The organism is Sporosarcina sp. resist (assembly GCF_014302295.1).
Classification (GTDB): domain Bacteria; phylum Bacillota; class Bacilli; order Bacillales_A; family Planococcaceae; genus Sporosarcina; species Sporosarcina psychrophila.
In genome coordinates this window covers 3,508,818-3,532,291 of sequence record NZ_CP060287.1, presented here as the reverse complement: position 1 = coordinate 3,532,291, position 23,474 = coordinate 3,508,818, and the positions used below count along the sequence as shown (strand labels likewise).

The window sequence follows — 23,474 nt, the reverse complement described above, 5'->3', positions numbered from 1 at the left end:
TTGTGGTACTATCTACTATGTGCTTCTATGTAAGTACATACTGACAGATGTTCCGCTGCAAAGGCAAGAAGTGTAAGAGCACCTGAGGATAGGGAGAGATTAACTATGCAACAAATTATTGCAGCAATCACAAAAGATCAGCTTCGTTCTGATCATCCAGCTTTCCGTGCAGGAGATACAGTTCGTTTGCACGTGAAAATCGTAGAGGGAACGCGCGAGCGTATTCAGCTATTTGAAGGAATTGTTATATCACGTCGTGGAGGCGGAATCAGTGAATCATTCACGGTTCGTAAAATCTCCAACGGTGTAGGTGTTGAGCGTACATTCCCTGTACACACACCAAAAATCACACTACTTGAAGTAATTCGTCGTGGTAAAGTACGTCGTGCGAAATTGTACTACCTTCGCAGTCTGCGCGGAAAAGCTGCACGTATCAAAGAACTTCGATAAAAAATGCAGGAGGCCCACAAACGGCCTCCTTTCTTTTTGCCTCAAAAATAAATAGACTGTACAATAAGAACAGTAGTAAGCAGGAGGCCTTGCCAATGAATGATGAAAAGAAGAAGAAAAACGAAACATGGGAATGGGTCAAGGCGCTTTTAATCGCATTCGGCCTTGCAGCAATCATCCGAGTTTTCCTCTTTACACCGATCGTTGTCGATGGTGTTTCGATGATGCCAACACTTGAGAATGGCGATCGAATGATTGTTAATAAAATTGGTTATACAATTGGAGAACCAAAACGGTTTGATGTCGTTGTGTTTCATGCACCTGAAGAGAAAGATTACATAAAAAGGGTAATTGGACTTCCTGGCGACGAAGTAGAATACCGGGATGACGTTTTATACGTCAATGGAAAACCGTTCGAAGAGCCTTATCTCGATCAATACAAATCGGAAGTGGCAGACAGTCCGCTGACTGAAGATTTCACACTTGAAGAGAAAATCCAAAGCACGACAGTCCCGGCAGATCATGTGTTTGTCATGGGGGATAACAGAAGAAAGAGTAAAGACTCCAGGCATATTGGAGCTGTTGCCATCGATGAAATCATTGGTAGTACAAAAGTCGTTTTCTGGCCGATTAAAGATTTTGGAATTATTAACTGACGGGAGGAACTAACAACATGACAATTCAATGGTTTCCCGGACATATGGCGAAAGCTCGCCGAGAAGTAACCGAAAAACTGAAGCTTGTTGACATCGTTTTTGAATTAATCGATGCTAGGCTTCCGCTATCTTCTAGAAATCCGATGATTGACGAAGTCATTCATCAAAAACCAAGACTTCTTATACTGAACAAGATGGACCTTGCGGATGAAACGGAAACAGCGCGCTGGATCCGTTATTTTGAAGCGCAAGGAATGCGTGCAGTTGCCATCAATTCATTTGAAGGTAGAGGGCTTCAGACTGTTATAAAAGCTGCGAAAGAGATTTTGGAGCCGAAGTTGGAAAGAATGCGTTCAAGAGGCATTCGTCCGGGCGCCATGCGTGCGATGATAGTGGGAATTCCAAACGTTGGGAAATCGACACTTATTAACAGACTTGCCAAGAAAAATATTGCGAAAACAGGTAATACGCCTGGCGTTACAAAAGCTCAACAGTGGATTAAATATGAAAAAGAGCTTGAACTTTTAGATACGCCAGGTATTCTGTGGCCTAAATTCGAGGATAAAGAAATTGGCTTTAAGCTTGCACTGACAGGCGCTATTAAGGATAAAATTGTAAATATGGAAGACTTGGCAGTGTATGGCCTTCGTTTCCTCGAGGCGAATTATCCAGCTCGGCTGACAGACAGATATGGATTAACAACCGTCGGCGACGAAATCCTTCCGATTTTTGAAAAGATTGGTTCACTTCGTAAAGTGTATGCTGTCGGTGGAGAAGTCGATTATGACAAAGTGGCAGAGTTGGTTGTCCGTGATATTCGTAATGAATACCTTGGTAAACTGACATTTGACTTCACATCACAACAATCACAAAATGACTAGGCCGATGCCGGCACGGAATTAATTCCGCGGCAATCGGCCTTTTCTTTTATGGGAGTCGAAAAGTGACAAAGATAGCCGATATACTAATAAAGAGATGGATCGATAAGTCGACTGTTACTGGAGAGTGATCAGATTGAAAACGATAAAGGAAATTACGGAACGGCTGACACATGTTAAAGAACCGGAGTCTTGGATGGAAGTGCTGGAGCAGGATTCAAGAACAGGCGTGCAAAATGCACTTAGTCGCTGGAAGCGCCAGTATGAAAAGCGGAAAGCCATAGAACATAATCATATGCTGAAAGAAGCGTTTGATAGGTCGTACGCGCCGTTTGAAGGTGCGTTGATCGCTGGGGTGGATGAGGCGGGGAGAGGACCGTTAGCGGGTCCTGTGGTCACCGCAGCGGTTATTCTGCCACGCGAAACGCCGGAACTTATTGGACTGGATGATTCAAAGGCTATATCAAAGGCAGAACGAGAACGGCTTGCGGAACAGATAAAAAGCGTCGCTATCGCTTATTCAGCGCATATCCAATCAGCCCATATGATTGATGATATGAATATTTACGCCGCAACAAGGGATTCGATGGAACAGGCGGTAGAGGGACTTACTGTCAATCCTGATTTCGTAATCGTGGATGCCATGAAACTCGCTGTAAACTGTCCTACAGAATCAGTCATTAAAGGTGATGCGTTGAGTTTAGCTGTGGCGGCTGCATCGATTATTGCAAAAACAACGAGAGATGCCATTATGGATAATTTACATAACGACTTTCCTATGTATAATTTCAAGAAAAACGCGGGATATGGGACTGGGGAACATGTTCTAGCGCTTCAAAAACATGGACCGTGTGAACATCACCGTACAACTTTCGAACCTGTTAAATCAATGTTGGACGGAGGGAGGAAGAACTGATGAATTTTCCTGCTGCGGCAGTATCGGCAAGTCAGGCGGCGGGCGCAGTCCCAAATAGGCCGCTTGTCTTGAATGAAGGTCAAATGGTCCATGGGCAGATTAAGCAGCTTTATCCCGGCCAAATGGCTGAAGTCCAAATTGGTGGACAAAAGGTATTCGCTAAATTGGAAATTCCGATGAGAGCGGGTGACTCCTACTACTTTCAAGTAAATGCAGTTAAGCCAGAATTGCAACTGAAGATCATTTCAGGACCCCTTCAAGCTACAGAAGGGCAGGCGCGGCAACTCGGCGGATTAATGGATGCAATGCAATTGCCAAAGACGCCAGAAATGCAAGCATTGTTGGCGTTCGTCATGAAGAATAAAATTCCGATGACGCGGGATAGTTTGCTGGAGGCGGAAACGTTATTAAAAGGCGTACCGCCAGCCGCGCGCAATGAAGCACTCGCGTCACTTCAGAAGATGATTGAGCTGAAATTGCCGCTTACTGAGAATATCTTTCGGTCACTTTTAGGAGTCGAAACAAAAGAAGGGTTGCATAGTGTTTTGACTTCGTTGCGAAATGCGTTGGCCCTGGATAACACGGTTACGTCGCAGGTCAAAGATGCGATTTTATCTGCGCTAGAGAAGATGGCCAAGCCGTTTGCCCAGGTGACAGGAGGAGCGCTACTAGGCCAATCTATCCTCACGTTATTGGATCGTTCCGCGCCTGGAGAAGACCGTTTTGCTACCCTGCAAATGTTGAAAAGTGCGGGTGTTTTACCGGAACGGACATCTCTTGCAAACTTGCCGCAAGTGCTCGCTTCATTGATTTCAGGAGAAGGCGTTGCACGACCAAGTAATGCCTTAACTGCATCGCAATCAGTCCTGGCAGGACCGCAGGACGTTCCCGTCACAACTATGAATAGACAGGCCGCCATTCAGCCTCAAGCTCCTTTAGCGTCAACACCGATTGTGCAGCAGGTGCTGTCAATGCTCAAGCAGATTGGAGAAGCTCCGCCAGCTCAACAGAAAGTCCCGTTGGAAAACTTGAAAACGTTAATTTCATCCGATCCGGGGACAAATGCACAGCAGAAAACGGTGCTCACGGCAATGATTGATCGAGCCGTAAATGCACAACCAATTGCACAATCGCCAACGAAGTTTGTTCAGGAATTCAGTCAGGCATATACGCGGATAACGGCAGAAAATGCAGCCGTAACCCCTTTCCAAACTAGTACCTTAGCGGAGGGGCATAAAGAACAATTACTCACCCTACTCGGTCAGCAAGGGACTGAGAAGTTAGCGGTACTACTGCAAAGGGCGGAACGATCTGGTAACCCAGCTATCCAGAAAACGGTGCAGGCAGCAGAAGTCGCCGTTGCTTCGATGATTGATGGAAAAGCGTTGAAAGATGCGCTACAAACGGTCATACGTTCATTCGGGCTCAATTATGAGGCGGGGTTACTCGGAAAAGAACCTGATTTCGGACGTCTTGCGGAAATGTTGAAACCGCAGCTACTGGCTCTGATGCATGATCCATCTGTCTCGGTGGCTCTCCGTGATGCTGCAGAAACAGTCGTTACGAGGATGAATGGGCAGTTACTCCAGTCGGGGGAAAACGGTGTGCAACATCAACTGATTATGCAAGTTCCACTTGAGTTTTTTGGCAAGCGTATCGATGCGACATTGCAGTGGAATGGACAAATGCAAAAAGATGGAAAAATAGATGCTGACTATGCACGAATTCTTTTTTATCTCGAACTCGACTCTATTAACAAGACGATTATCGATATGCAAGTCCAGAATAGGGTCGTAATGGTGACCATCTTTAATGCAGATGAGACGCTTAAGTCGATTGGAGGAGGGTCTCTTCAGGAGAGATTGAAAGTGGGACTCGAGTCGACGGGCTATAAATTGTCAGGGGTTTTCTTTAAGAATTTTATCGAGGAAGAAAAAAACGTGCAGAAACAGAAGAAAACAATGAAAATTGATGGGCAAGGAGTTGACTTCCGCATATGACAGAAGAACGTCATACTCGAAAAGAGGCGGTCGCCCTTTCGTATGAACCGTTTTCGGCAGGTGCTCCAAAAGTAGTCGCGAAAGGGAAAGGGAAAATCGCCGAAAATATATTGGAAAAAGCAAAGGCGAATAATATTCCCATTCAGGAAGATCCAAGCCTCGTTGAAATTTTAGGGCAACTAAACGTTAACGAATCAATTCCAGAAGAATTGTACAAAGCAGTATCCGAAGTATTTGCCTACATTTATCAGATTGACCGCGAACATGGAGCAAAACGAAAAATGAAAGTTTGAAATAGATTCGACAAATTTCTACATTTGGAATTCAATTGTGGACATTGTTTGACATGTTTACTACAATGGATAAGGCAGTAAATTAAATAGCTTAGAAGTACGAATGGAGGATGTAAGATGAATATCCATGAATATCAAGGCAAACAGCTACTAAGAGAATATGGTGTAGCAGTTTCTAACGGTCTTGTTGCTTTCTCTCCTGAGGAAGCAGTAAAAGCTGCAAAGGAACTAGGTACAGACATTATCGTAGTTAAAGCACAAATCCACGCGGGTGGACGTGGGAAAGCGGGCGGCGTTAAGATTGCAAAAAATCTTGATGAAGTTCGTGCTTATGCTAAAGAATTGATTGGTAAGACACTTGTGACTCACCAAACAGGCCCAGAAGGTAAAGAGATCAAACGTCTTCTTATCGAAGAAGGTTCTGATATCAAAAAAGAATACTATCTTGGACTTGTCCTTGACAGTGCAACAGACCGTGTAACACTTATGGGTTCTGAAGAAGGCGGAATGGACATCGAGGAAGTTGCGGAAGCAACACCTGAAAAGATTTTCAAAGAAGTCATCGACCCAGTTGTTGGTTTGACTGGATTCCAAGCACGCCGCATGGCATATAACATGAACATCCCTACGCACCTTGTAAACAAAGCAGCGAAATTCATGCTTGGACTTTACCAAGTGTTCGTAGAAAAAGACGCATCTATTGTTGAAATTAACCCACTAGTTGTAACAGCTGGTGACGATGTACTTGCTCTTGACGCGAAATTCAACTTTGACGACAGTGCACTATACCGTCATAAAGATATCCAAGCACTTCGCGACTATGATGAAGAAGATCCAAAAGAAATCGAAGCTTCAAAATTTGACCTAAGCTATATTTCTCTTGACGGAAACGTTGGTTGTATGGTTAACGGTGCAGGTCTTGCAATGGCTACAATGGATACGATTAACTACTTCGGTGGTTCACCTGCTAACTTCCTTGACGTTGGTGGTAGTGCAACGGCTGAAAAAGTTACAGAAGCGTTCAAAATCATCCTTTCTGACTCAAATGTCAAAGGGATTTTCGTCAACATTTTCGGTGGTATTATGAAGTGTGACGTTATTGCTGAAGGTGTTATTGCTGCATCTAAAGAAGTAGGTCTACAAGTACCACTTGTTGTTCGTTTGGAAGGTACAAACGTCGACTTAGGTAAAGCACTATTGAATGAATCAGGTTTGAACATCATCGCTGCTGACACGATGGCAGACGGTGCTAAAAAGATTGTAGAACTAGTAGGTTAAGAAAGGCAGGGACAAACGATGAGTATTTTTATTAACAAAGATACAAAAGTTATCGTACAAGGAATTACAGGTGCTACAGCACTTTTCCATACAGAACAAATGCTAGAGTACGGAACGAAAATTGTTGGCGGAGTTACACCTGGTAAAGGTGGAACTGAAGCGGCGGGTGTTCCTGTTTTCAACACAGTTGAAGAAGCTGTAAAAGCAACAGGCGCAAACGTATCAGTTATTTATGTTCCAGCTCCATTTGCTGCAGATGCAATCCTTGAAGCAGTAGAAGCAGAACTTGACATGACAATCTGTATTACAGAACATATCCCAGTACTTGATATGGTCAAAGTTAAGCGCTACATGGAAGGCAAGAAAACACGTCTTGTCGGTCCAAACTGTCCGGGTGTTATCACTGCAGACGAATGTAAAATCGGCATCATGCCTGGCTACATTAATACAAAAGGCCATGTAGGCGTTGTTTCACGTTCAGGTACACTGACGTATGAAGCAGTTCTTCAATTGACGAACGCTGGAATCGGACAGTCAACTTCTGTTGGTATCGGCGGAGACCCAGTTAATGGAACAAACTTCATCGATGTACTAAAAGAATTCAACGAAGATCCTGAGACATATGCAGTAGTTATGATCGGTGAAATCGGTGGAACTGGTGAAGAAGAAGCAGCTGCGTGGATTCAAGCGAACATGACGAAGCCTGTTGTTGGCTTTATCGGTGGTCAAACAGCTCCTGAAGGAAAACGTATGGGCCATGCTGGTGCCATCATTTCCGGCGGTAAAGGAACAGCTGCTGAGAAAATCAAAGCACTTAACGCTGCAGGCGTTGAAGTTGCGGACACGCCATCTGTTATCGGCGAAACATTAATTAAAGTAATTAAAGAAAAAGGTCTATACGAAAAGTGTAAAACACATTAATATGAAAGATGCAGCGTGCTAGTTTATGCGCTGCATCTTTTTTTTACTTAAAAAGGAGGGATTCGATGGTACTGTCAGATGCCGAAAGGCGATTACTAGCGCTCCACTATGTATTTCCGGTGCCTTTGAACAGATTAAACAGACTTTACGAGATAGACCCCAATCTTGAAAAGTTATATGTTTACAAGGCGGTTGAACTTGCTCATATCCTAAACATCTCTGTGTCAAAAGCGAGTCAATTGAAAGACAGTCTAGACCGTAACGCAGACACCCCCTACGAAGCGTTATATGAGCGGAATGCAATCACCCCAATCCCGTTCACCAATCCCTTATATCCTGACCAGTTACACGTACTTATTGATCCTCCGGCAGTTCTCTATGCAAAAGGGGACCACACATTACTCGCGAAACAATTTAAAGTGGCTATTATTGGAGCCCGGAAAGCAACTGTTTATTCACGAGAAGTGATGTCGCTTATTGTACCTCCACTTGTAGAAAATGGAGCTATTATCGTATCGGGATTAGCAACGGGAGCCGACACGATGGCGCATATAGCAGCACTTAAATACGGCGGTAAAACAATTGCAGTACTTGGGCATGGATTTTTCCATCTTTACCCGAAAGAGAATCGTGCACTCGCCGAAAGAATAGCACTAAATCATCTTCTAATTACAGAATACCCACCATATGTAAACCCGGAACGTTGGACTTTTCCGATGCGCAATCGTATCATAAGCGGGTTGTCAGATGCGGTCGTTGTCACCGAATCGGCAGATAAAAGTGGAACGATGAGTACGGTCGAACATGCACTTGATCACGGGAAAGATATCTATGCAGTTCCCGGGCCAGTCACATCACTGTTATCAGCTGGTCCAAATAGGTTGATAGATGAAGGTGCAAGACCGGTATGGAACGGGTTCCAAATCGTCGAATCACTCGTTTTCAATGGATGAATAAAACTCTTTTTCATTGAAAAGGTTGCTTTAATCTTAAAACTGGTATACATTTTGCAACAGATATTCTTTTGGGTTAAAGTTCAAAAGGAAGGACAAAAAAGCCGAGGAGTAATTGGAAGCGTAGCCTTCGAGCACCGCAGCGTATGTTGTTTATATGTGAGGAGCGGAAGAGCAAGCTGACAATAACGCAGCCTAAGATCGCCACGTCCTGTGGCAACAGCCGCGTGATCCGCTTCGAGCAGCTCTTCGACAGCTATTAATGAACTTCTGTTAAAGACTCCGCGTCCTGCGGTAACACAGAAGTCAGCATGTCCTGTGCAAGTCCGGACTTTTTGAACTACCTCTTTTGATGAATAAATACAAAACCTCTTTAAGGAGGCATACACTTAATGGCAGACTACCTAGTAATTGTGGAATCGCCCGCAAAGGCAAAAACGATTGAACGCTATCTCGGAAAAAAATATAAAGTGCGTGCATCACTCGGGCATTTACGTGATCTTCCACGAAGTCAGATGGGCGTAGATACCGAAAATGATTTCGAACCGAAATACATTACGATTCGCGGCAAAGGCCCAATTCTTCAAGACTTGAAAAAAGAAGCTAAAAAAGCTAAAAAAATCTTTCTCGCAGCTGACCCCGACAGAGAAGGGGAAGCGATTGCATGGCATTTGGCAAACCAGCTTGGCGTAGATATCGAATCAGATTGTCGAGTTGTTTTCAATGAAATAACAAAAGAAGCAATTAAAGAATCATTTAAGAATCCACGTCCAATCGATATGGATCGTGTCGATGCTCAACAAGCACGCCGCATTTTAGATCGACTTGTAGGCTACAACATCAGCCCTATACTTTGGAAAAAAGTGAAAAAAGGGTTATCCGCTGGCCGGGTTCAATCCGTTGCACTTCGCATGATTATCGACAGAGAAAATGAAATCAATGCATTCGTTCCTGAAGAATACTGGAGCATCTCCGGTCAATTCGAAAAAGACGATACAATATTCGAAGCGGATTTCTTTGGCGATTCGAAGAAAAAAGTAAAACTTACAGACAAACAACAGGTCGATGAAATCTTAAGCCGGTTAAGCGGAGATACATTCGATATTGCGAATGTGGTTAAAAAAGAACGCAAACGAAATCCAGCATTGCCGTTCACCACTTCATCTTTGCAACAGGAAGCGGCACGAAAGCTAAACTTCCGAGCGAAAAAAACAATGATGCTTGCCCAACAGCTTTATGAAGGGATCAACCTTGGTAAAGAAGGTCAAGTTGGTCTAATTACGTACATGAGAACTGATTCGACTCGAATTGCCGATAGCGCAAAAGAGGAAGCAAGATCATTCATCGAAACAATGTATGGGCAAGAATTTGTAGCGACATCAAAGCCGGCAGCTAAAAGCAGTACCGCAAAAACGCAGGACGCACACGAGGCAGTACGCCCGACATCTGTTATGCGACCACCTGCAGCTATGAAAACAGTATTGTCACGGGATCAACTACGGCTTTATAAACTCATATGGGAACGACTCGTCGCCAGTCAAATGGCGCCAGCGGTACTCGATACGGTTGCGGTCGATCTTGTGAATGGTGATGTTCGCTTCAGGGCGAATGGTTCGCAAGTTAAATTCCAAGGGTTCATGAAAGTGTATGTTGAAGGTGATGATGATAAAGAAGAGGAGAAAGACCGTATCCTCCCGCCGCTTGAAGAAGGCGAACAAGTGAAGTTTAGTGAAATCGATCCCAAACAGCACTTTACCCAGCCGCCACCGAGGTTTTCGGAAGCGAGATTGGTCAAGACGCTTGAGGAGCAGGGAATAGGTCGTCCATCAACATACGCACCGACGCTCGACACAATCCAAAAACGAGGTTATGTCGTCCTCGATGCGAAAAGATTCCTTCCGACAGAACTTGGCGGTATTGTTCACCAGGCCGTAGATCAATACTTCCCTAATATTATCGACCTTGAGTTTACAGCTCAAATGGAAAAAGAACTTGATAATGTGGAGCATGGTCTGATTAAATGGAAGAAGGTTATTGATAACTTCTATGGCGATTTTGAGAAGCATGTGCAAATCGCAGATGCAGAGATGGAAAAAATAGAAATCAAAGATGAACCAGCTGGCGAAGACTGTGAGAAATGCGGTTCTCCTATGGTCTATAAATTGGGTCGATACGGCAAGTTCATGGCTTGTTCCGATTTTCCGGATTGCCGCAATACGAAAGCTATTATCAAACCAATCGGTGTGACTTGTCCAACATGTAAAGAAGGACAAGTCGTCGAACGGAAAAGTAAGACAAAACGTATATTTTATGGCTGTGACAGATATCCGGAATGTGAATACGTTTCATGGGATAAGCCAATTACAAGACCATGTCCGAAATGCGAAAGCACGCTAGTTGAAAAGAAACTGAAAAAAGGTGTACAGATTCAATGTACAGAATGTGATTATAAAGAAGATACGCAGTAAAAAAGAAAAGCGGAGGGCGCCGCCTAGATGCGGCAGGCATAAGGCGGTTTGGCGAAGTGGCGTACTTTGCCGCGCAGCCGAAACGACTTATGACCCGAGCATCTGGCGCCCGGAGTCTGGACAACAGAGAAAAGCGGAAGCGCCTGGTCAGGGGCGACAGGCATAAGACGGACCGGCGACGCGGCGTACTTTGCCGCATAGCTGGGCTGGCTTATGACCCTAGCCCCTAGGCGCTGGAGTCTGGACAATGAGAAAAGCGGAAGCGCCTGTTCAGCCCCGAAAAGCGCTGGAGAGCTTGTGATAAAGGTGTACTTTGCCTTTATCAGCAAGACTGAAGTGACTTGAGGGGCTAGGCGCTGAAGCCTAGACAACAAGAACATTAGAGAGAAGGTGACGGGATGACACCCATCGTAAATGTGATAGGTGCTGGCCTCGCTGGGAGTGAGGCTGCATGGCAAATTGCTAGCCGTGGAGTAAACGTACGTTTATATGAAATGCGACCGGTAAAACAGACGCCTGCGCATCATACAGACAAATTTGCTGAGCTCGTGTGCAGTAACTCGTTGCGCGCGAACAATTTGACGAATGCAGTTGGAATTATCAAAGAAGAAATGAGGATGCTCGACTCTCTCATTATTCGAGCAGCTGACGCTTGTGCGGTTCCTGCTGGAGGGGCATTGGCAGTCGACCGCCACGAGTTCGCTGGCCATGTTACCGACACGATTCGAAACCATCCACTTATCGAAATTATAAATGAAGAAGTGACGGAACTACCGGAAGGCATTACGATTATTGCGACGGGTCCGCTGACATCACCGGCACTTGCTGAACAAATTCGTAAACTGACAGGCGAGGAATATTTATATTTCTATGATGCTGCAGCACCAATTATAGAAAAAGACTCCATTGATATGGACAAAGTCTATTTAAAATCTCGTTATGATAAAGGCGAAGCAGCCTATTTAAACTGCCCAATGAATGAGGAAGAATTTGAACGATTCTATAATGCGCTTGTGGCGGCAGAAATTGTACCCCTTAAAGAGTTCGAAAAAGAAATCTACTTCGAAGGATGTATGCCGGTGGAAGTGGTTGCCCAGCGCGGAGCACAGACTTTGTTATTCGGCGCACTTAAACCAGTTGGACTCGAACATCCGGTAACAGGAAAACTTGCAAAAGCAGTCATTCAGCTTCGTCAAGATGATGCTGCTGGTACTCTATTCAACATCGTAGGGTTTCAAACGCATATGAAATGGGGCGCGCAAAAGGAAGTAATCAGGCTTATCCCGGGTCTTGAAAACGTTGAAATCGTCCGCTATGGTGTCATGCATCGTAACACATTTATTAACTCACCACGTGTGCTTGATGCGACTTATCAGTTAAAGGCAAACTCCAATGTATTTTTCGCAGGACAGATGACTGGTGTAGAAGGGTATGTTGAATCGGCAGGTTCGGGCTTAATAGCCGGCATTAACGCCGCCAATCTGGCACTTGGTAAAGAATTAATCCTTTTCCCGCACGAAACAGCACTCGGGAGCATGGCGCGATATGTCACTGAAGCCAATCCGCAGAACTTCCAGCCCATGAATATCAATTTTGGTCTTTTCCCGGAACTTGGTAAACGCGTTAGGACCAAATTGGAACGTGCTGAGAAGCATGCAGAACGTGCACTTAAAGCGATTAGTGAGTTTCAGTTAGTATCACTATCTTGAATAATTTGATATTAAAAGGAGAAGGCTAGGGATGTATTCCAAGCCTTCTCCTTTTAATTGTCTAAATTACGTTGGCCATGAATACCTATATAAACTAAGCGAAGGTGCCTTACAAGGAATTATTCATTTCAATTTATATTGGAAATTATAAAATCTAGTACGATGGATAAGTTGCGAATAAGAGAATTGACGTCTAGATTACAGTGCTTTTGCTCTGTATATGAACAAATTGTGTCAGGAACATGAACAAATTGAAAGAGGTCAGACTTCTTGGCTATTGATAGTTGCCGTAGGATCAACATGTATTGTATAGTGAATCGTGGATGACTTTTGAATTTCTGGATTAGTCGCTTTCTTTCGGCTATTAGTCAACTCGCTTTACTATGACGTTTCGTAAATAATGTGTTATTATTCAAATGACTCGAAATACTTTAATAACTTAAAGGCTTTTTATTCAGGGAGGATGAAGTGTATGACAGTACAACCTTCTATCATCCGTGATGAATACATTTCGTACGTACGCTTAGAAAAGAACTATTCATATCACACAGTATCAGAGTATGAAAAAGATGTTGATGCATTTCTGTCGTTCCTGGAAGTCGAAGGAATTACAGATTTGAACGATGTGACTTACCCTGAAGCAAGACTTTATGCTACTGAACTGTATGACTTGGGTTTATCGAGAGCATCGATTTCTAGAAAAATATCTTCTATCCGTTCCTTTTTTAAATTTTCAAATGACAGGTATGACATTAGTGATAGCGCATTTCGTTCTCTCCATCACCCGAAGAAGGAAGAAAGACTTCCGGCTTTTTTTTATGAAGAGGAAATGGAGTCCTTATTTTCATCCTGTAAGGGGGAAGATAGAAAGTCTTTGCGTGATTATGCACTCCTTGAATTACTCTACGCAACCGGCATGCGGGTCAGCGAGCTGACTGCTGTCAAAACGCATGATATCGATGATCACCTTGGCATTGTTTTGGTAATGGGAAAAGGACGTAAGGAACGATATGTACCATTCGGTAGTTTTGCGCAATCTGCACTGGATGCTTATCGTGAGAAAAGTAGACTGAATTTGATGAAACAGAAAGAGCACGACATGCTGTTCGTCAATTTGCGGGGAGACCCACTGACTGATCGAGGTGTGCGCCATATCTTAAGCATGATGATGGAACGCGCATCACTTCACTCTAAAATCTATCCACATATGATTCGCCACTCTTTTGCCACCCACCTTTTGGCGGGGGGCGCCGACATGAGAACCGTTCAGGAGCTACTTGGACACAGTCACTTATCTTCAACGCAAGTGTATACACATATAACAAAAGAGCATTTAAGGAAAACATATATGAATACGCATCCGCGAGCATAGGAGGATGATCTGATGGAATTCCATGCAACGACAATCTTTGCCATTCGCCATGAAGGGTCTTGTGCCATGTCAGGCGATGGGCAAGTGACGGTAGGAAATGCAGTCGTCATGAAACATACGGCAAAAAAAGTCCGCCGAATTTTTGGTGGTAAAGTACTGGCAGGTTTTGCGGGATCGGTAGCGGACGCTTTTACGCTATTCGAATTGTTCGAAGCCAAACTGACAGAGTACAATGGCAACCTTCAAAGGGCTTCTGTTGAACTTGCGAAAGAATGGCGTGGTGACCGGATTCTACGGAAACTTGAGGCGATGCTCCTTGTAATGGATAACGAGCGTTTGTTACTCGTGTCTGGAACAGGAGAAGTAATTGAACCGGATGATGGTGTTTTGGCAATCGGTTCAGGTGGCCATTACGCACTTGCGGCTGGCCGGGCTTTGAAAAAGTACAGTGGGCATTCGCTCACTGCAGCAGAAATTGCCCAAGCGGCACTAGAGACGGCTGCAGAAATATGCGTTTTCACAAATGATCATATTATTGTGGAGGTACTCGAATGATAAAGAGACAAGAGCTGACACCCAAGGAATTGACTGCACATCTCGATAGATATATTATCGGTCAAGACAAAGCCAAGCGTGCAGTGGCTGTAGCCATTCGTAACAGGTACAGAAGAAGTCTGCTTTCTGATGACGAGAAAAGTGAAATCATACCGAAAAACATACTTATGATTGGCCCGACAGGTGTCGGGAAAACTGAAATCGCGAGAAGAATCGCTAAGCTAGTAAATGCTCCATTCCTTAAAGTGGAAGCGACGAAGTTTACAGAAGTAGGTTATGTAGGCCGTGATGTCGAGTCGATGATAAGAGATTTAACAGAAGCGGGCGTTCGAATTGTTCGGGAAGAGCAGCGTGAAGCTGTGAAAGGGCATGCGGTTATTCTTGCAGAAGAACGACTAATCGAATTACTTGTTCCTGAAAAAAAGAAAATGGGCAGTATGCAAAACCCGTTTGAAATGTTGTTTGGCCAAAAAGCAGAGCAGGAAGAACCTGATTATGCAGAAGTAGCCGAAGTGAAGCGTAAACGCTCTGAGATTGCGACAAGCCTCAAAGCGGGGGAACTTGAAGAACAAATGGTCACTGTAGAAGTTACTGCACAGCAGCCATCTATGTTTGACGCTTTACAAGGGTCGGGTATGGAACAGATGGGTGCGAATATGCAAGACGCATTTTCTTCTCTTATGCCGAAAAAGACAGTCAAGCGCAAAATGAAAGTAAAGGATGCCCGCATCGCACTTGAAGCGGAAGAGGCTGACAAGCTGATTGATCATGATGAAATCTCAAGACGAGCAATCGAGCTTACAGAGCAGTCAGGTATCATCTTCATTGATGAAATGGACAAAATTGCTAGTCGGGGCGGAAGTGGTTCGTCAGCAGATGTTTCACGGGAAGGCGTTCAGCGGGATATATTACCAATCGTTGAAGGCTCGACTGTTTCGACTAAGTACGGTACAGTAAAGACCGATTTCATTTTGTTTATTGCGGCAGGGGCGTTCCATATGTCAAAACCCTCCGATATTATTCCGGAACTGCAAGGACGCTTTCCAATTCGGGTCGAACTTGAAAAGCTGACGAAGAATGACTTTGAACGTATTTTAAAAGAGCCTGATTTTTCTCTTATCCGTCAATATGAAAAATTGCTCAATACGGAAAATGTTGTTTTGGATTTTACTGACGAAGCAATTAGCCGACTTGCTGAAATTGCATTTGAAGTGAATGATGATACGGAGAATATCGGTGCAAGGCGTCTACATACTATCTTGGAGAAATTACTCGAAGAACTATCGTATGAAGCGGCTGATATCGGACCGGCAACGATTAAAATAACACCCGCGTATGTCGATGAAAAGCTGAAAGATATCGCGAAAAATAAAGATTTATCACATTTTATACTTTAATTGAAACGTTTTAGTTTATTTAATGATTAAAAACCTTTAGAATATTCACTAAACGCTAAGCAACTATTATGAGGAGGAAAAAAACAAATGAATTTATTATCAAAAACACGTGAAATTAACGCAATGCTACAAGAATCGGCAGGAAAACCTGTAAACTTTAAGGAAATGGCTGAGAAGCTTAGTTCTGTTATCGACTGTAATGCATTTATCGTAAGCAGAAAAGGGAAATTACTTGGTTTAGAAATACACCACCAAATCGAAAACGAACGCATGAAGCAAATGTTCGTTGATCGTAAATTCCCTGAGGAATATACAAATCGTTTGTTTGAAGTAAGAGAAACATCTTCAAATCTGGATGTATACAGTTCACACACAGTCTTTCCAGTTGAAAATCGTGAACTCTTCAAAGACGGCTTAACAACAATTGTTCCAATCGTTGGTGGCGGTGAACGTCTTGGTACACTAATCTTGGCTAGACTTAAAGAAGATTTCCAGGATGATGATTTGATCCTTGCGGAATACGGTGCTACTGTTGTCGGGATGGAAATTTTACGTGAGAAATCAGAGAAAATTGAAATCGAAGCACGTAGTAAAGCAGTTGTTCAAATGGCTATCAATTCCCTTTCTTATAGTGAACACGAAGCGATTGAGCACATTTTCCATGAGCTTGATGGTAATGAAGGTCTACTAGTCGCATCTAAAATTGCAGACCGTGTAGGTATTACACGTTCTGTAATCGTAAATGCACTTCGTAAACTAGAAAGTGCTGGCGTTATCGAATCTCGTTCCCTAGGAATGAAAGGGACATATATCAAGGTCCTTAATAATAAATTCCTTGAAGAACTTGAAAAACAAAAATCATAAGTATGTATTAGGTAAAAAGGCACTTCTTCTGAGTTTAGGAAGAAGTGCCTTTTTTATTATAAATTTAAACCGGAATAAAAGGAATGAAAGGAATTAACTGACAACAGGAGGGGATATATAGAATTAATGGAAAAATGGTGACTTTGGAACTAAATATCTTAGTTATATAATTAACCCACTCGAAAAAAGGTTGTTTTGGACTAATAGATATTACTCTTCTAATATAGACAAGAATCAACAAAATCCGCTACAATAGAAGTATGTGAAAAGAGTACTAGATTAGTAATGTAAAATGAATACTATTTTGATTCACCAATAGAGGGAACAAGAGGTGGAAACAATGAATTTGTTTGGATCGACGATAACACAATTGGAGCGCGGGTTAGATTATTCTGCAACAAAAGGGAAAACAATTTCACAGAATATAGCAAATATCGACACGCCAAATTATAAAGCGAAAAATGTCAGTTTTAAAGAAGTTTTTTCAGATGTGCAAGCGAATTCGTTAAAAGCTTATAAAACAGACCAGAGGCATATCAATTTTAAGTCTAGTACGACGCATCCCGGTGTTTTTAATTACTCGAATCTACGTTATCGCCAAGATGGAAATGGCGTGGATATGGATAAGGAACAGGCAGATCTTGCGGCCAATCAAATTTACTATAACGCAGTTGTCGATCGTATTAACGGAAAGTTCAATACGCTACAAAATGTTATTAAAGGAGGTCGCTGACATTGACGATATTCCATAGCTTGAATACATCCGCATCTGCATTGACTGCGCAACGTATGCGGATGGATGTTATTTCATCCAATATGGCTAACGTCGATACAACGCGCGGGAAGATGGTTGACGGTGAATGGCAACCCTATCGCCGCAAATCGGTTACATTCCAACCACGAGAAGGGCAATTTTCATCGATGTTAAATGCTTCGATGGGTAAACAAATAAAAGGTTCAGCAGGAAATGGCGTTACGGTTTCTAGGATTAAAGAAGATACCGAAACGCCATTTAAACTTGTCTTTGATCCTTCTCATCCAGATGCAAATGATGAAGGATATGTTTCAATGCCAAATGTTGATCCGTTGCGAGAAATGATCGACCTGATGTCCGCTACACGTTCTTACGAAGCAAATGTAACTGTGATTAATGCTAATAAATCAATGCTTATGAAAGCTCTTGAAATCGGCAAATAATGATACTGGAAGGATGTTACCTTAATGGCTATACAGTCTATTTTTAATCCTGTGCAATCAGCAGGTGTGCTTAATATGGAAAATCAAATGAAACCAACTCCAACACCATATGAAGCGCAACAAAGTTTCGGAACCTTTTTAAAAGATGCGATTCAAGAAGTTAATAATAAACAATCAGAATCAGATATGATGACGGAAAAATTAGTGCGTGGCGGAGATGTCGAACTTCATGATGTCATGATTACAGCACAAAAGGCGTCGATTGCGTTAAATGCAACGATGGAAGTTCGAAATAAAGTAATTGAAGCGTATCAAGAAATCATCCGGATGCCTGTTTGATTTTACGCGACATATAAGTTGTCCATTATTGAATTACGTAAGCTGACCGGGGGATTACAATGAATGAAAGAGTGACGAAAATCAGGGCGGATTTACAAACGTTTTGGTCGAGTCGTACAAAAAAACAAAAAGGTACTTATATTGGATCTACAATCGCCATTATTTTAATCGCCGCTTTCTTAACATTCTTTCTATCTAGAACGGAATATGTGCCGCTCTATTCGGAGGTATCTCGCGCTGAAATCGGACGCATTAAAGAACAGCTTGATGCTCAAGGGGTTAAAAGCAAGGTTGCGCCAGGTGGCACATCAATCTTAGTGCCGAGGGACAGCGTAGACTCATTACTAGTGTCCCTTGCGGCAGAAGGTTTTCCGAATTCAGGAATGATTGATTACTCGTTCTTTGCAGAAAATGCAGGATTTGGAACGACTGACAATGAGTTCAATATGATTAAGCTTGCTTCTATGCAAACTGAACTTGCGAACCTGATTAAAGGAATCGAAGGCGTGAAAGATGCGAAAGTAATGGTCACATTGCCGACAGAGAGTGTTTTCTTGAATGAGAGTACGCAACAGGCAAGTGCGTCGATTATGTTGAAAACCGATGCGGGACACCAGTTCACTGAACCACAGATTACTGCACTTTATAATCTAATATCGAAAAGTATACCGAATCTGTCGACCGATGATATTGTCATCATGAACCAGTACTCCGAGTACTTTGACTTGAAGGCTACCGATAATGCATATGGACCTAGCATTACGGATCAAATGACCCTCAAAAAAACAATCGAACGTGATTTGCAACGCCAAGTACAGATGATGCTTGGAACAATGATGGGGCAAGATAAAATTGTTGTCTCAGTCACAACAGATATTGACTTCCAACTTGAAAACAGAGAAGAGAATCTTGTATTGCCTGTCGACGAAGAGAGTATGGAAGGAATTGCGCTTAGCGTACAGCGTCTTACTGAATCGTTTACAGGAAATGGCCCAGTCGCGGGCGGGACTCCTGCAGGAGAGGACCCTACAGATAATGGGACTGGCTACGTGGAAGGGACATTTTCAAACGGTGATTATGAAAAAATCGAAGAAACGGTTAACAATGAAGTGAACCGTATTCGTAAAGAAATTGTTGAAAGCCCTTATAAGATTCGTGATATCGGAATCCAGGTAATGGTTGAACCACCAACTGCAGACGATCCAACATCAATGCCACCGGGAATGCAAGATGATGTCCAGCGCATACTTGAGACAATCATTCGTACATCTATTGACAAAGAGGCAGCTGGAGCGTTAACGGTGGCGGAACTGAATGACAAAATCGCCGTTTCTGTACAGCCTTTTAATGGTAAAGTGGATGACTTCTCTGTGCCGACGTCTACAATTCCGTGGTGGATTTACGTAATTGGTGGTGTACTTCTTCTTATTATCGGTATTCTTGTGTTTATGTTCATTAGGAATCGTCGAAAAGCGGAAGAGCTAGAAGAAGAACTGATTATGGAAGAACAACTTGCAACATTTGATGTAGATGATATTAATAATGAACTTGAAACAGAAGGAACTGTCCGGAGGAAACAACTCGAGAAGATGGCAAAAGACAAACCAGAAGAATTTGCCAAACTATTGCGTACATGGATAGCCGAGGAATGACGGAGGGATGAACTGTGGTTAAGAAAGAAAAAGGGATGACAGGAAAACAAAAAGCAGCACTTCTGCTCATTTCCCTCGGTCCGGAAGTATCAGCAGCAATTTATAAGCATTTGAATGAAGACGAAATTGAGCGCCTAACGCTTGAAATTTCAGGTGTCAAAAAAGTTGAGGCATCCGTGAAAGAAGAAATTATCGAAGAGTTTCATAACATTGCACTTGCTCAGGATTATATCTCGCAAGGCGGTATTGGTTACGCGAAAACGATACTTGAAAAAGCGCTTGGTAAAGATCATGCGCAAGCAATTATCAATCGCTTAACATCTTCCTTACAAGTGCGACCTTTCGATTTTGCAAGACGTGCAGATCCATCACAAATTCTGAATTTCATTCAAAACGAACATCCGCAAACAATTGCGCTTATCTTGTCTTACTTAGAGGCAGAACAGGCTGGACTGATTTTATCGGCATTGCCACAAGAGATGCAGGCAGATATCGCGAGAAGAATTGCGACGATGGACTCGACTTCACCAGAGGTCATCAGTGAAATCGAAGCGGTACTTGAGCGGAAACTATCTTCAACAGTAACGCAGGATCACACGGAAACGGGTGGCGTGGATGCAGTCGTCGAAGTGCTTAATGGAGTTGACAGAACAACAGAGAAAACGATTCTTGATGCACTTGAAATTCAAGATCCGGAACTCGCAGAAGAAATTCGGAAACGTATGTTTGTCTTCGAAGATATTGTTACATTGGACAACCGTTCAATTCAGCGTATTATTCGCGACTGTGAAAATGAAGATTTAATCCTTTCACTGAAAGTTTCTAGTGAAGAAGTGAAAGAAGTCTTGTTCAGGAATATGTCTCAGCGGATGGCGGAATCGTTCCAAGAAGAGATGCAAGTCATGGGACCTGTACGATTGAAAGATGTCGAAGAGGCCCAATCTCGTATTGTAAGCACGATTCGTAGATTGGAAGAATCGGGTGAAATCATAATCGCTCGTGGTGGAGGAGATGACATCATTGTCTAACGTATTTCGTTCATTCAATACAATATTGGAAGAAGGGGAAACGAAAGAAATCTCCATTCGAAGCCTTTATGTTTCGCAAGAAGTCGACGCGGAAGTGAGTTTGTCCTTAGATTCCATACTTATTGAACGGGACCGCATGTTGAAAGAGGCCAATACGATAAATGAGCAGGAAAAAGAGGCAATCGAACGACTGAGACAAACCGCCACTGAAGATATCTTATCGATGCAAGCAGCCTGGCAGAATGAAAAAACAGTACTTCAGCAACAAGCATATGATGAAGGGTTTCAAGTCGGCTACGAAGAGGGGCGTAATAAGTCATTATCGGATATGGCAGCTTCTATTAGTACTGCAAATGAAACGACGGAGTTATCCATTGAAAATGCGCGTCAATATCTTGTAAGCCAGGAGCGCATCATTCTCGATCTTGCAATGCTTTCTACAGAGCAGATTATTGGACAAGTACTTCAAGATGATAAGGAAGTTTATTTATCAGTTGTTAAAAGAGCCTTAAAAGAAACACGTGAAATGAAAGAGATTAAATTGTATGTTTCTCTCGATTATTTCGAACTTGTGTCCGATAATCGTTCTGAACTTGCATCGATTTTCCCGCCGAATGTGCCATTCCTTATTTTTGCAAATGATGATTTTGAATCAAACGAGTGCTATATCGAAACAAATCATGGGCGGATTGTTGTCAGCATTGACGAACAGTTGAATGAACTAAGGGAGAAACTCATCGGTATCATGGAAAGTGGTGATTGACGATGAAAAAAGCAGAGGACTTAATTGCGGTCATTCCAAAAGTAAAGACTTTTAAAAAGCTTGGACGTGTTGTCCGCGTTGTAGGTTTGATGATTGAGTCACAAGGACCTGAAAGTTCAATCGGTGATGTCTGCCATATCCATTTAAATAATACAGGCAAGGCCGACTCGATTATTAAAGCAGAAGTTGTAGGATTTAAGGAAGAAATCGTCATTCTGATGCCTTATACAAATATCCGTGATATATCTAGCGGGTGCCTTGTTGAAAGTTTGGGGAAACCGCTTGAAATCAAAGTAGGTATGAATTTAGTAGGAAAAGTACTTGATTCGATGGGGAACCCAATCGATAACAGCATCCTTCCGAGAGGGTTGACAACTGTTAGAACAGAACAAGACCCTCCTAATGCCCTTACCCGTCCACCGATCAGCGAAAAGCTTGCGGTGGGTGTCAAGGCGATTGATGGCATGTTGACAGTCGGAAAAGGTCAGCGAGTCGGAATTTTCGCGGGATCTGGTGTTGGAAAAAGTACTTTGCTCGGTATGATTGCTCGCAATACGACAGCCGATTTGAATGTCATAGCACTGATAGGTGAGCGTGGCCGTGAAGTCCGTGAATTCATCGAACGTGATCTTGGACCTGAAGGCATGAGCAGGTCGATTGTTGTTGCTACAACATCGGACCAACCTGCGCTTATGCGTATTAAAGGAGCGTTTACCGCAACAGCAATTGCTGAGTATTACAGAGATAAGGGCATGAACGTCATGCTTATGATGGACTCTGTCACACGGGTAGCGATGGCACAGCGGGAAATAGGACTGGCTGTCGGAGAACCACCTGCTACACGCGGTTATACCCCTTCTGTCTTTGCTATCTTGCCAAAATTACTGGAACGTACGGGCACCAATGAGCATGGATCCATTACGGCATTCTATACAGTACTTGTAGATGGCGATGATATGAATGAGCCAATTGCTGATGCAGTTAGGGGAATCCTGGACGGACACATTGTACTCGATCGGACACTTGCGAACAAAGGACAATATCCTGCAATCAACGTATTGAAAAGCGTTAGCCGGCTCATGAATCATATTGCGGATCCAGAGCACGTAAAAGCAGCAGAAAGATTGCGCGAACTTTATTACACCTACAATAAATCCGAAGATCTGATTAATATCGGAGCCTATAAACGCGGGACATCTAAAGAAATTGATCAAGCAATTGAGTTTGAACCACTTATTACAAATTTTTTAAAACAAGGTTTCAAAGATAACATTTCAATTGAGGACAGTATTGCTGAGCTCGTATCACTCGGTGGTGGAGGCGGGAACGTATGAAGCCTTATAATTATCGCTTTGAAAAGGTGCTGACTTTTCGTGAACAAGAAAAAACCGAAACTGAAGTGGAATTTAAAGGATCAGTTGAGGCATTCGAAACAGTTGCGACTAAACTGTATGACTTGCTGAAAAAGAAAGAAGATACGCTCACCGAACAACAGGTCAAGATGGCGGTCGGTTTTTCGGTTAATGAAATTCATTATTATGCTCGGTTCATTAGCAGCTTAGAGAAAAGAATTACAGTGGTACAACAACAAGTCATGCAGGCTCGCTCAAAAATGAATTGGTATGAGAATAAACTTTTGGAAAAAACGTTGGAAGTTAGAAAATTCGAAAAAATGAAAGAAAAAGATCGTGAACATCATCGCGCTGAAATGGAACAGCTAGAAGCGATTCAGCTCGATGAATTGTCGACGCTGAAGTTCCGAAGAAGAGAAAATAGGTGATAATG

General features: G+C 42.9%; 23 protein-coding genes. All 23 read left to right on the top strand.

From position 1 onward, the window contains the following. The first annotated feature begins 105 nt into the window (after positions 1-105). The 23 genes from rplS (at position 106) to fliJ (ending at position 23,469) form a co-directional block, all read left to right on the top strand. Positions 106-450 (top strand): 50S ribosomal protein L19, encoded by a 345-nt coding sequence (gene rplS, locus H7992_RS17295; RefSeq protein ID WP_067211295.1) that lies wholly within the window; start codon positions 106-108, stop codon positions 448-450. Between the two features lie 95 nt (positions 451-545). Beyond that, positions 546-1,106: a signal peptidase I gene (lepB, locus tag H7992_RS17290; RefSeq protein ID WP_067211292.1), complete on the top strand. Its 561-nt coding sequence runs from the start codon at positions 546-548 to the stop codon at positions 1,104-1,106. 17 nt (positions 1,107-1,123) lie between these two features. After that, a complete protein-coding gene (gene ylqF / locus H7992_RS17285) occupies positions 1,124-1,987 on the top strand; it encodes a ribosome biogenesis GTPase YlqF (protein WP_187045417.1) in 864 nt (287 codons plus the stop codon). 124 nt (positions 1,988-2,111) lie between these two features. Next, complete coding sequence (locus H7992_RS17280; protein ID WP_370569898.1) at positions 2,112-2,900, top strand: ribonuclease HII; 789 nt, start codon at positions 2,112-2,114, stop codon at positions 2,898-2,900. After that, positions 2,900-4,900 (top strand): hypothetical protein, encoded by a 2,001-nt coding sequence (locus tag H7992_RS17275; RefSeq protein WP_187045415.1) that lies wholly within the window; start codon positions 2,900-2,902, stop codon positions 4,898-4,900. Before H7992_RS17280 ends, H7992_RS17275 begins: the two co-directional genes overlap by 1 nt. Then, positions 4,897-5,193 (top strand): EscU/YscU/HrcU family type III secretion system export apparatus switch protein, encoded by a 297-nt coding sequence (locus tag H7992_RS17270; protein WP_067211281.1) that lies wholly within the window; start codon positions 4,897-4,899, stop codon positions 5,191-5,193. Before H7992_RS17275 ends, H7992_RS17270 begins: the two co-directional genes overlap by 4 nt. Positions 5,194-5,310: 117 nt before the next feature. Then, positions 5,311-6,471, top strand: coding sequence for an ADP-forming succinate--CoA ligase subunit beta (sucC, locus tag H7992_RS17265; RefSeq protein ID WP_187045414.1), 1,161 nt, complete (start codon positions 5,311-5,313; stop codon positions 6,469-6,471). Between the two features lie 18 nt (positions 6,472-6,489). After that, positions 6,490-7,392: a succinate--CoA ligase subunit alpha gene (gene sucD, locus H7992_RS17260; protein WP_067211276.1), complete on the top strand. Its 903-nt coding sequence runs from the start codon at positions 6,490-6,492 to the stop codon at positions 7,390-7,392. 65 nt (positions 7,393-7,457) lie between these two features. Further along, entirely contained in the window at positions 7,458-8,345 is an 888-nt protein-coding gene (gene dprA, locus H7992_RS17255) for a DNA-processing protein DprA (protein ID WP_187045413.1), read from the top strand. A gap of 392 nt (positions 8,346-8,737) precedes the next feature. Next, positions 8,738-10,813, top strand: a complete 2,076-nt coding sequence (topA, locus tag H7992_RS17250) for a type I DNA topoisomerase (RefSeq protein WP_187045412.1) — start codon at positions 8,738-8,740, stop codon at positions 10,811-10,813. A 398-nt stretch (positions 10,814-11,211) separates the two neighbouring features. Next, the gene (trmFO, locus tag H7992_RS17245) at positions 11,212-12,522 is read left to right on the top strand and encodes an FADH(2)-oxidizing methylenetetrahydrofolate--tRNA-(uracil(54)-C(5))-methyltransferase TrmFO (RefSeq protein ID WP_067211268.1); all 1,311 of its coding nucleotides are present in this window, start codon (positions 11,212-11,214) and stop codon (positions 12,520-12,522) included. Positions 12,523-12,994: 472 nt separating this feature from the next. Further along, a complete protein-coding gene (gene xerC, locus H7992_RS17240; protein WP_187045411.1) occupies positions 12,995-13,894 on the top strand; it encodes a tyrosine recombinase XerC in 900 nt (299 codons plus the stop codon). A 9-nt stretch (positions 13,895-13,903) separates the two neighbouring features. Next, positions 13,904-14,449 (top strand): ATP-dependent protease subunit HslV, encoded by a 546-nt coding sequence (hslV, locus tag H7992_RS17235; RefSeq protein ID WP_156476072.1) that lies wholly within the window; start codon positions 13,904-13,906, stop codon positions 14,447-14,449. Continuing rightward, complete coding sequence (gene hslU / locus H7992_RS17230; RefSeq protein WP_187045410.1) at positions 14,446-15,846, top strand: ATP-dependent protease ATPase subunit HslU; 1,401 nt, start codon at positions 14,446-14,448, stop codon at positions 15,844-15,846. The genes hslV and hslU overlap by 4 nt, the downstream gene beginning before the upstream one ends. Before the next feature lie 87 nt (positions 15,847-15,933). Continuing rightward, positions 15,934-16,710 carry a GTP-sensing pleiotropic transcriptional regulator CodY gene (gene codY / locus H7992_RS17225; protein ID WP_067211258.1) on the top strand — a complete coding sequence of 259 codons (777 nt, stop codon included), beginning with the start codon at positions 15,934-15,936 and terminating at the stop codon, positions 16,708-16,710. A gap of 340 nt (positions 16,711-17,050) precedes the next feature. Continuing rightward, positions 17,051-17,443, top strand: coding sequence for a flagellar basal body rod protein FlgB (flgB, locus tag H7992_RS17220; RefSeq protein ID WP_187045409.1), 393 nt, complete (start codon positions 17,051-17,053; stop codon positions 17,441-17,443). A gap of 2 nt (positions 17,444-17,445) precedes the next feature. Next, positions 17,446-17,907 (top strand): flagellar basal body rod protein FlgC, encoded by a 462-nt coding sequence (gene flgC / locus H7992_RS17215; protein WP_187045408.1) that lies wholly within the window; start codon positions 17,446-17,448, stop codon positions 17,905-17,907. A gap of 24 nt (positions 17,908-17,931) precedes the next feature. Further along, on the top strand, positions 17,932-18,246 hold the full coding sequence (gene fliE, locus H7992_RS17210) for a flagellar hook-basal body complex protein FliE (RefSeq protein WP_187045407.1): 315 nt from the start codon (positions 17,932-17,934) through the stop codon (positions 18,244-18,246). Positions 18,247-18,305: 59 nt separating this feature from the next. Then, complete coding sequence (gene fliF, locus H7992_RS17205; protein ID WP_187045406.1) at positions 18,306-19,898, top strand: flagellar basal-body MS-ring/collar protein FliF; 1,593 nt, start codon at positions 18,306-18,308, stop codon at positions 19,896-19,898. Between the two features lie 14 nt (positions 19,899-19,912). Continuing rightward, positions 19,913-20,926, top strand: coding sequence for a flagellar motor switch protein FliG (gene fliG, locus H7992_RS17200; protein WP_187045405.1), 1,014 nt, complete (start codon positions 19,913-19,915; stop codon positions 20,924-20,926). Next, positions 20,919-21,689, top strand: a complete 771-nt coding sequence (gene fliH, locus H7992_RS17195; protein ID WP_255428469.1) for a flagellar assembly protein FliH — start codon at positions 20,919-20,921, stop codon at positions 21,687-21,689. Before fliG ends, fliH begins: the two co-directional genes overlap by 8 nt. Before the next feature lie 2 nt (positions 21,690-21,691). Beyond that, entirely contained in the window at positions 21,692-23,023 is a 1,332-nt protein-coding gene (gene fliI / locus H7992_RS17190) for a flagellar protein export ATPase FliI (RefSeq protein WP_187045403.1), read from the top strand. Continuing rightward, complete coding sequence (gene fliJ / locus H7992_RS17185) at positions 23,020-23,469, top strand: flagellar export protein FliJ (RefSeq protein WP_187045402.1); 450 nt, start codon at positions 23,020-23,022, stop codon at positions 23,467-23,469. The genes fliI and fliJ overlap by 4 nt, the downstream gene beginning before the upstream one ends. Positions 23,470-23,474: the final 5 nt, after the last annotated feature.

Coding starts and splice junctions, on each gene's coding strand:
- topA (WP_187045412.1), top strand. CDS start 8,738: ATGGCAGACTACCTAGTAATTGTGGAATCGCCCGCAAAGGCAAAAACG.
- rplS (WP_067211295.1), top strand. CDS start 106: ATGCAACAAATTATTGCAGCAATCACAAAAGATCAGCTTCGTTCTGAT.
- codY (WP_067211258.1), top strand. CDS start 15,934: ATGAATTTATTATCAAAAACACGTGAAATTAACGCAATGCTACAAGAA.
- ylqF (WP_187045417.1), top strand. CDS start 1,124: ATGACAATTCAATGGTTTCCCGGACATATGGCGAAAGCTCGCCGAGAA.
- H7992_RS17275 (WP_187045415.1), top strand. CDS start 2,900: ATGAATTTTCCTGCTGCGGCAGTATCGGCAAGTCAGGCGGCGGGCGCA.
- sucD (WP_067211276.1), top strand. CDS start 6,490: ATGAGTATTTTTATTAACAAAGATACAAAAGTTATCGTACAAGGAATT.
- fliI (WP_187045403.1), top strand. CDS start 21,692: ATGAAAAAAGCAGAGGACTTAATTGCGGTCATTCCAAAAGTAAAGACT.
- dprA (WP_187045413.1), top strand. CDS start 7,458: ATGGTACTGTCAGATGCCGAAAGGCGATTACTAGCGCTCCACTATGTA.
- xerC (WP_187045411.1), top strand. CDS start 12,995: ATGACAGTACAACCTTCTATCATCCGTGATGAATACATTTCGTACGTA.
- H7992_RS17270 (WP_067211281.1), top strand. CDS start 4,897: ATGACAGAAGAACGTCATACTCGAAAAGAGGCGGTCGCCCTTTCGTAT.
- lepB (WP_067211292.1), top strand. CDS start 546: ATGAATGATGAAAAGAAGAAGAAAAACGAAACATGGGAATGGGTCAAG.
- fliF (WP_187045406.1), top strand. CDS start 18,306: ATGAATGAAAGAGTGACGAAAATCAGGGCGGATTTACAAACGTTTTGG.
- fliJ (WP_187045402.1), top strand. CDS start 23,020: ATGAAGCCTTATAATTATCGCTTTGAAAAGGTGCTGACTTTTCGTGAA.
- hslU (WP_187045410.1), top strand. CDS start 14,446: ATGATAAAGAGACAAGAGCTGACACCCAAGGAATTGACTGCACATCTC.
- fliE (WP_187045407.1), top strand. CDS start 17,932: ATGGCTATACAGTCTATTTTTAATCCTGTGCAATCAGCAGGTGTGCTT.
- trmFO (WP_067211268.1), top strand. CDS start 11,212: ATGACACCCATCGTAAATGTGATAGGTGCTGGCCTCGCTGGGAGTGAG.
- sucC (WP_187045414.1), top strand. CDS start 5,311: ATGAATATCCATGAATATCAAGGCAAACAGCTACTAAGAGAATATGGT.
- flgB (WP_187045409.1), top strand. CDS start 17,051: ATGAATTTGTTTGGATCGACGATAACACAATTGGAGCGCGGGTTAGAT.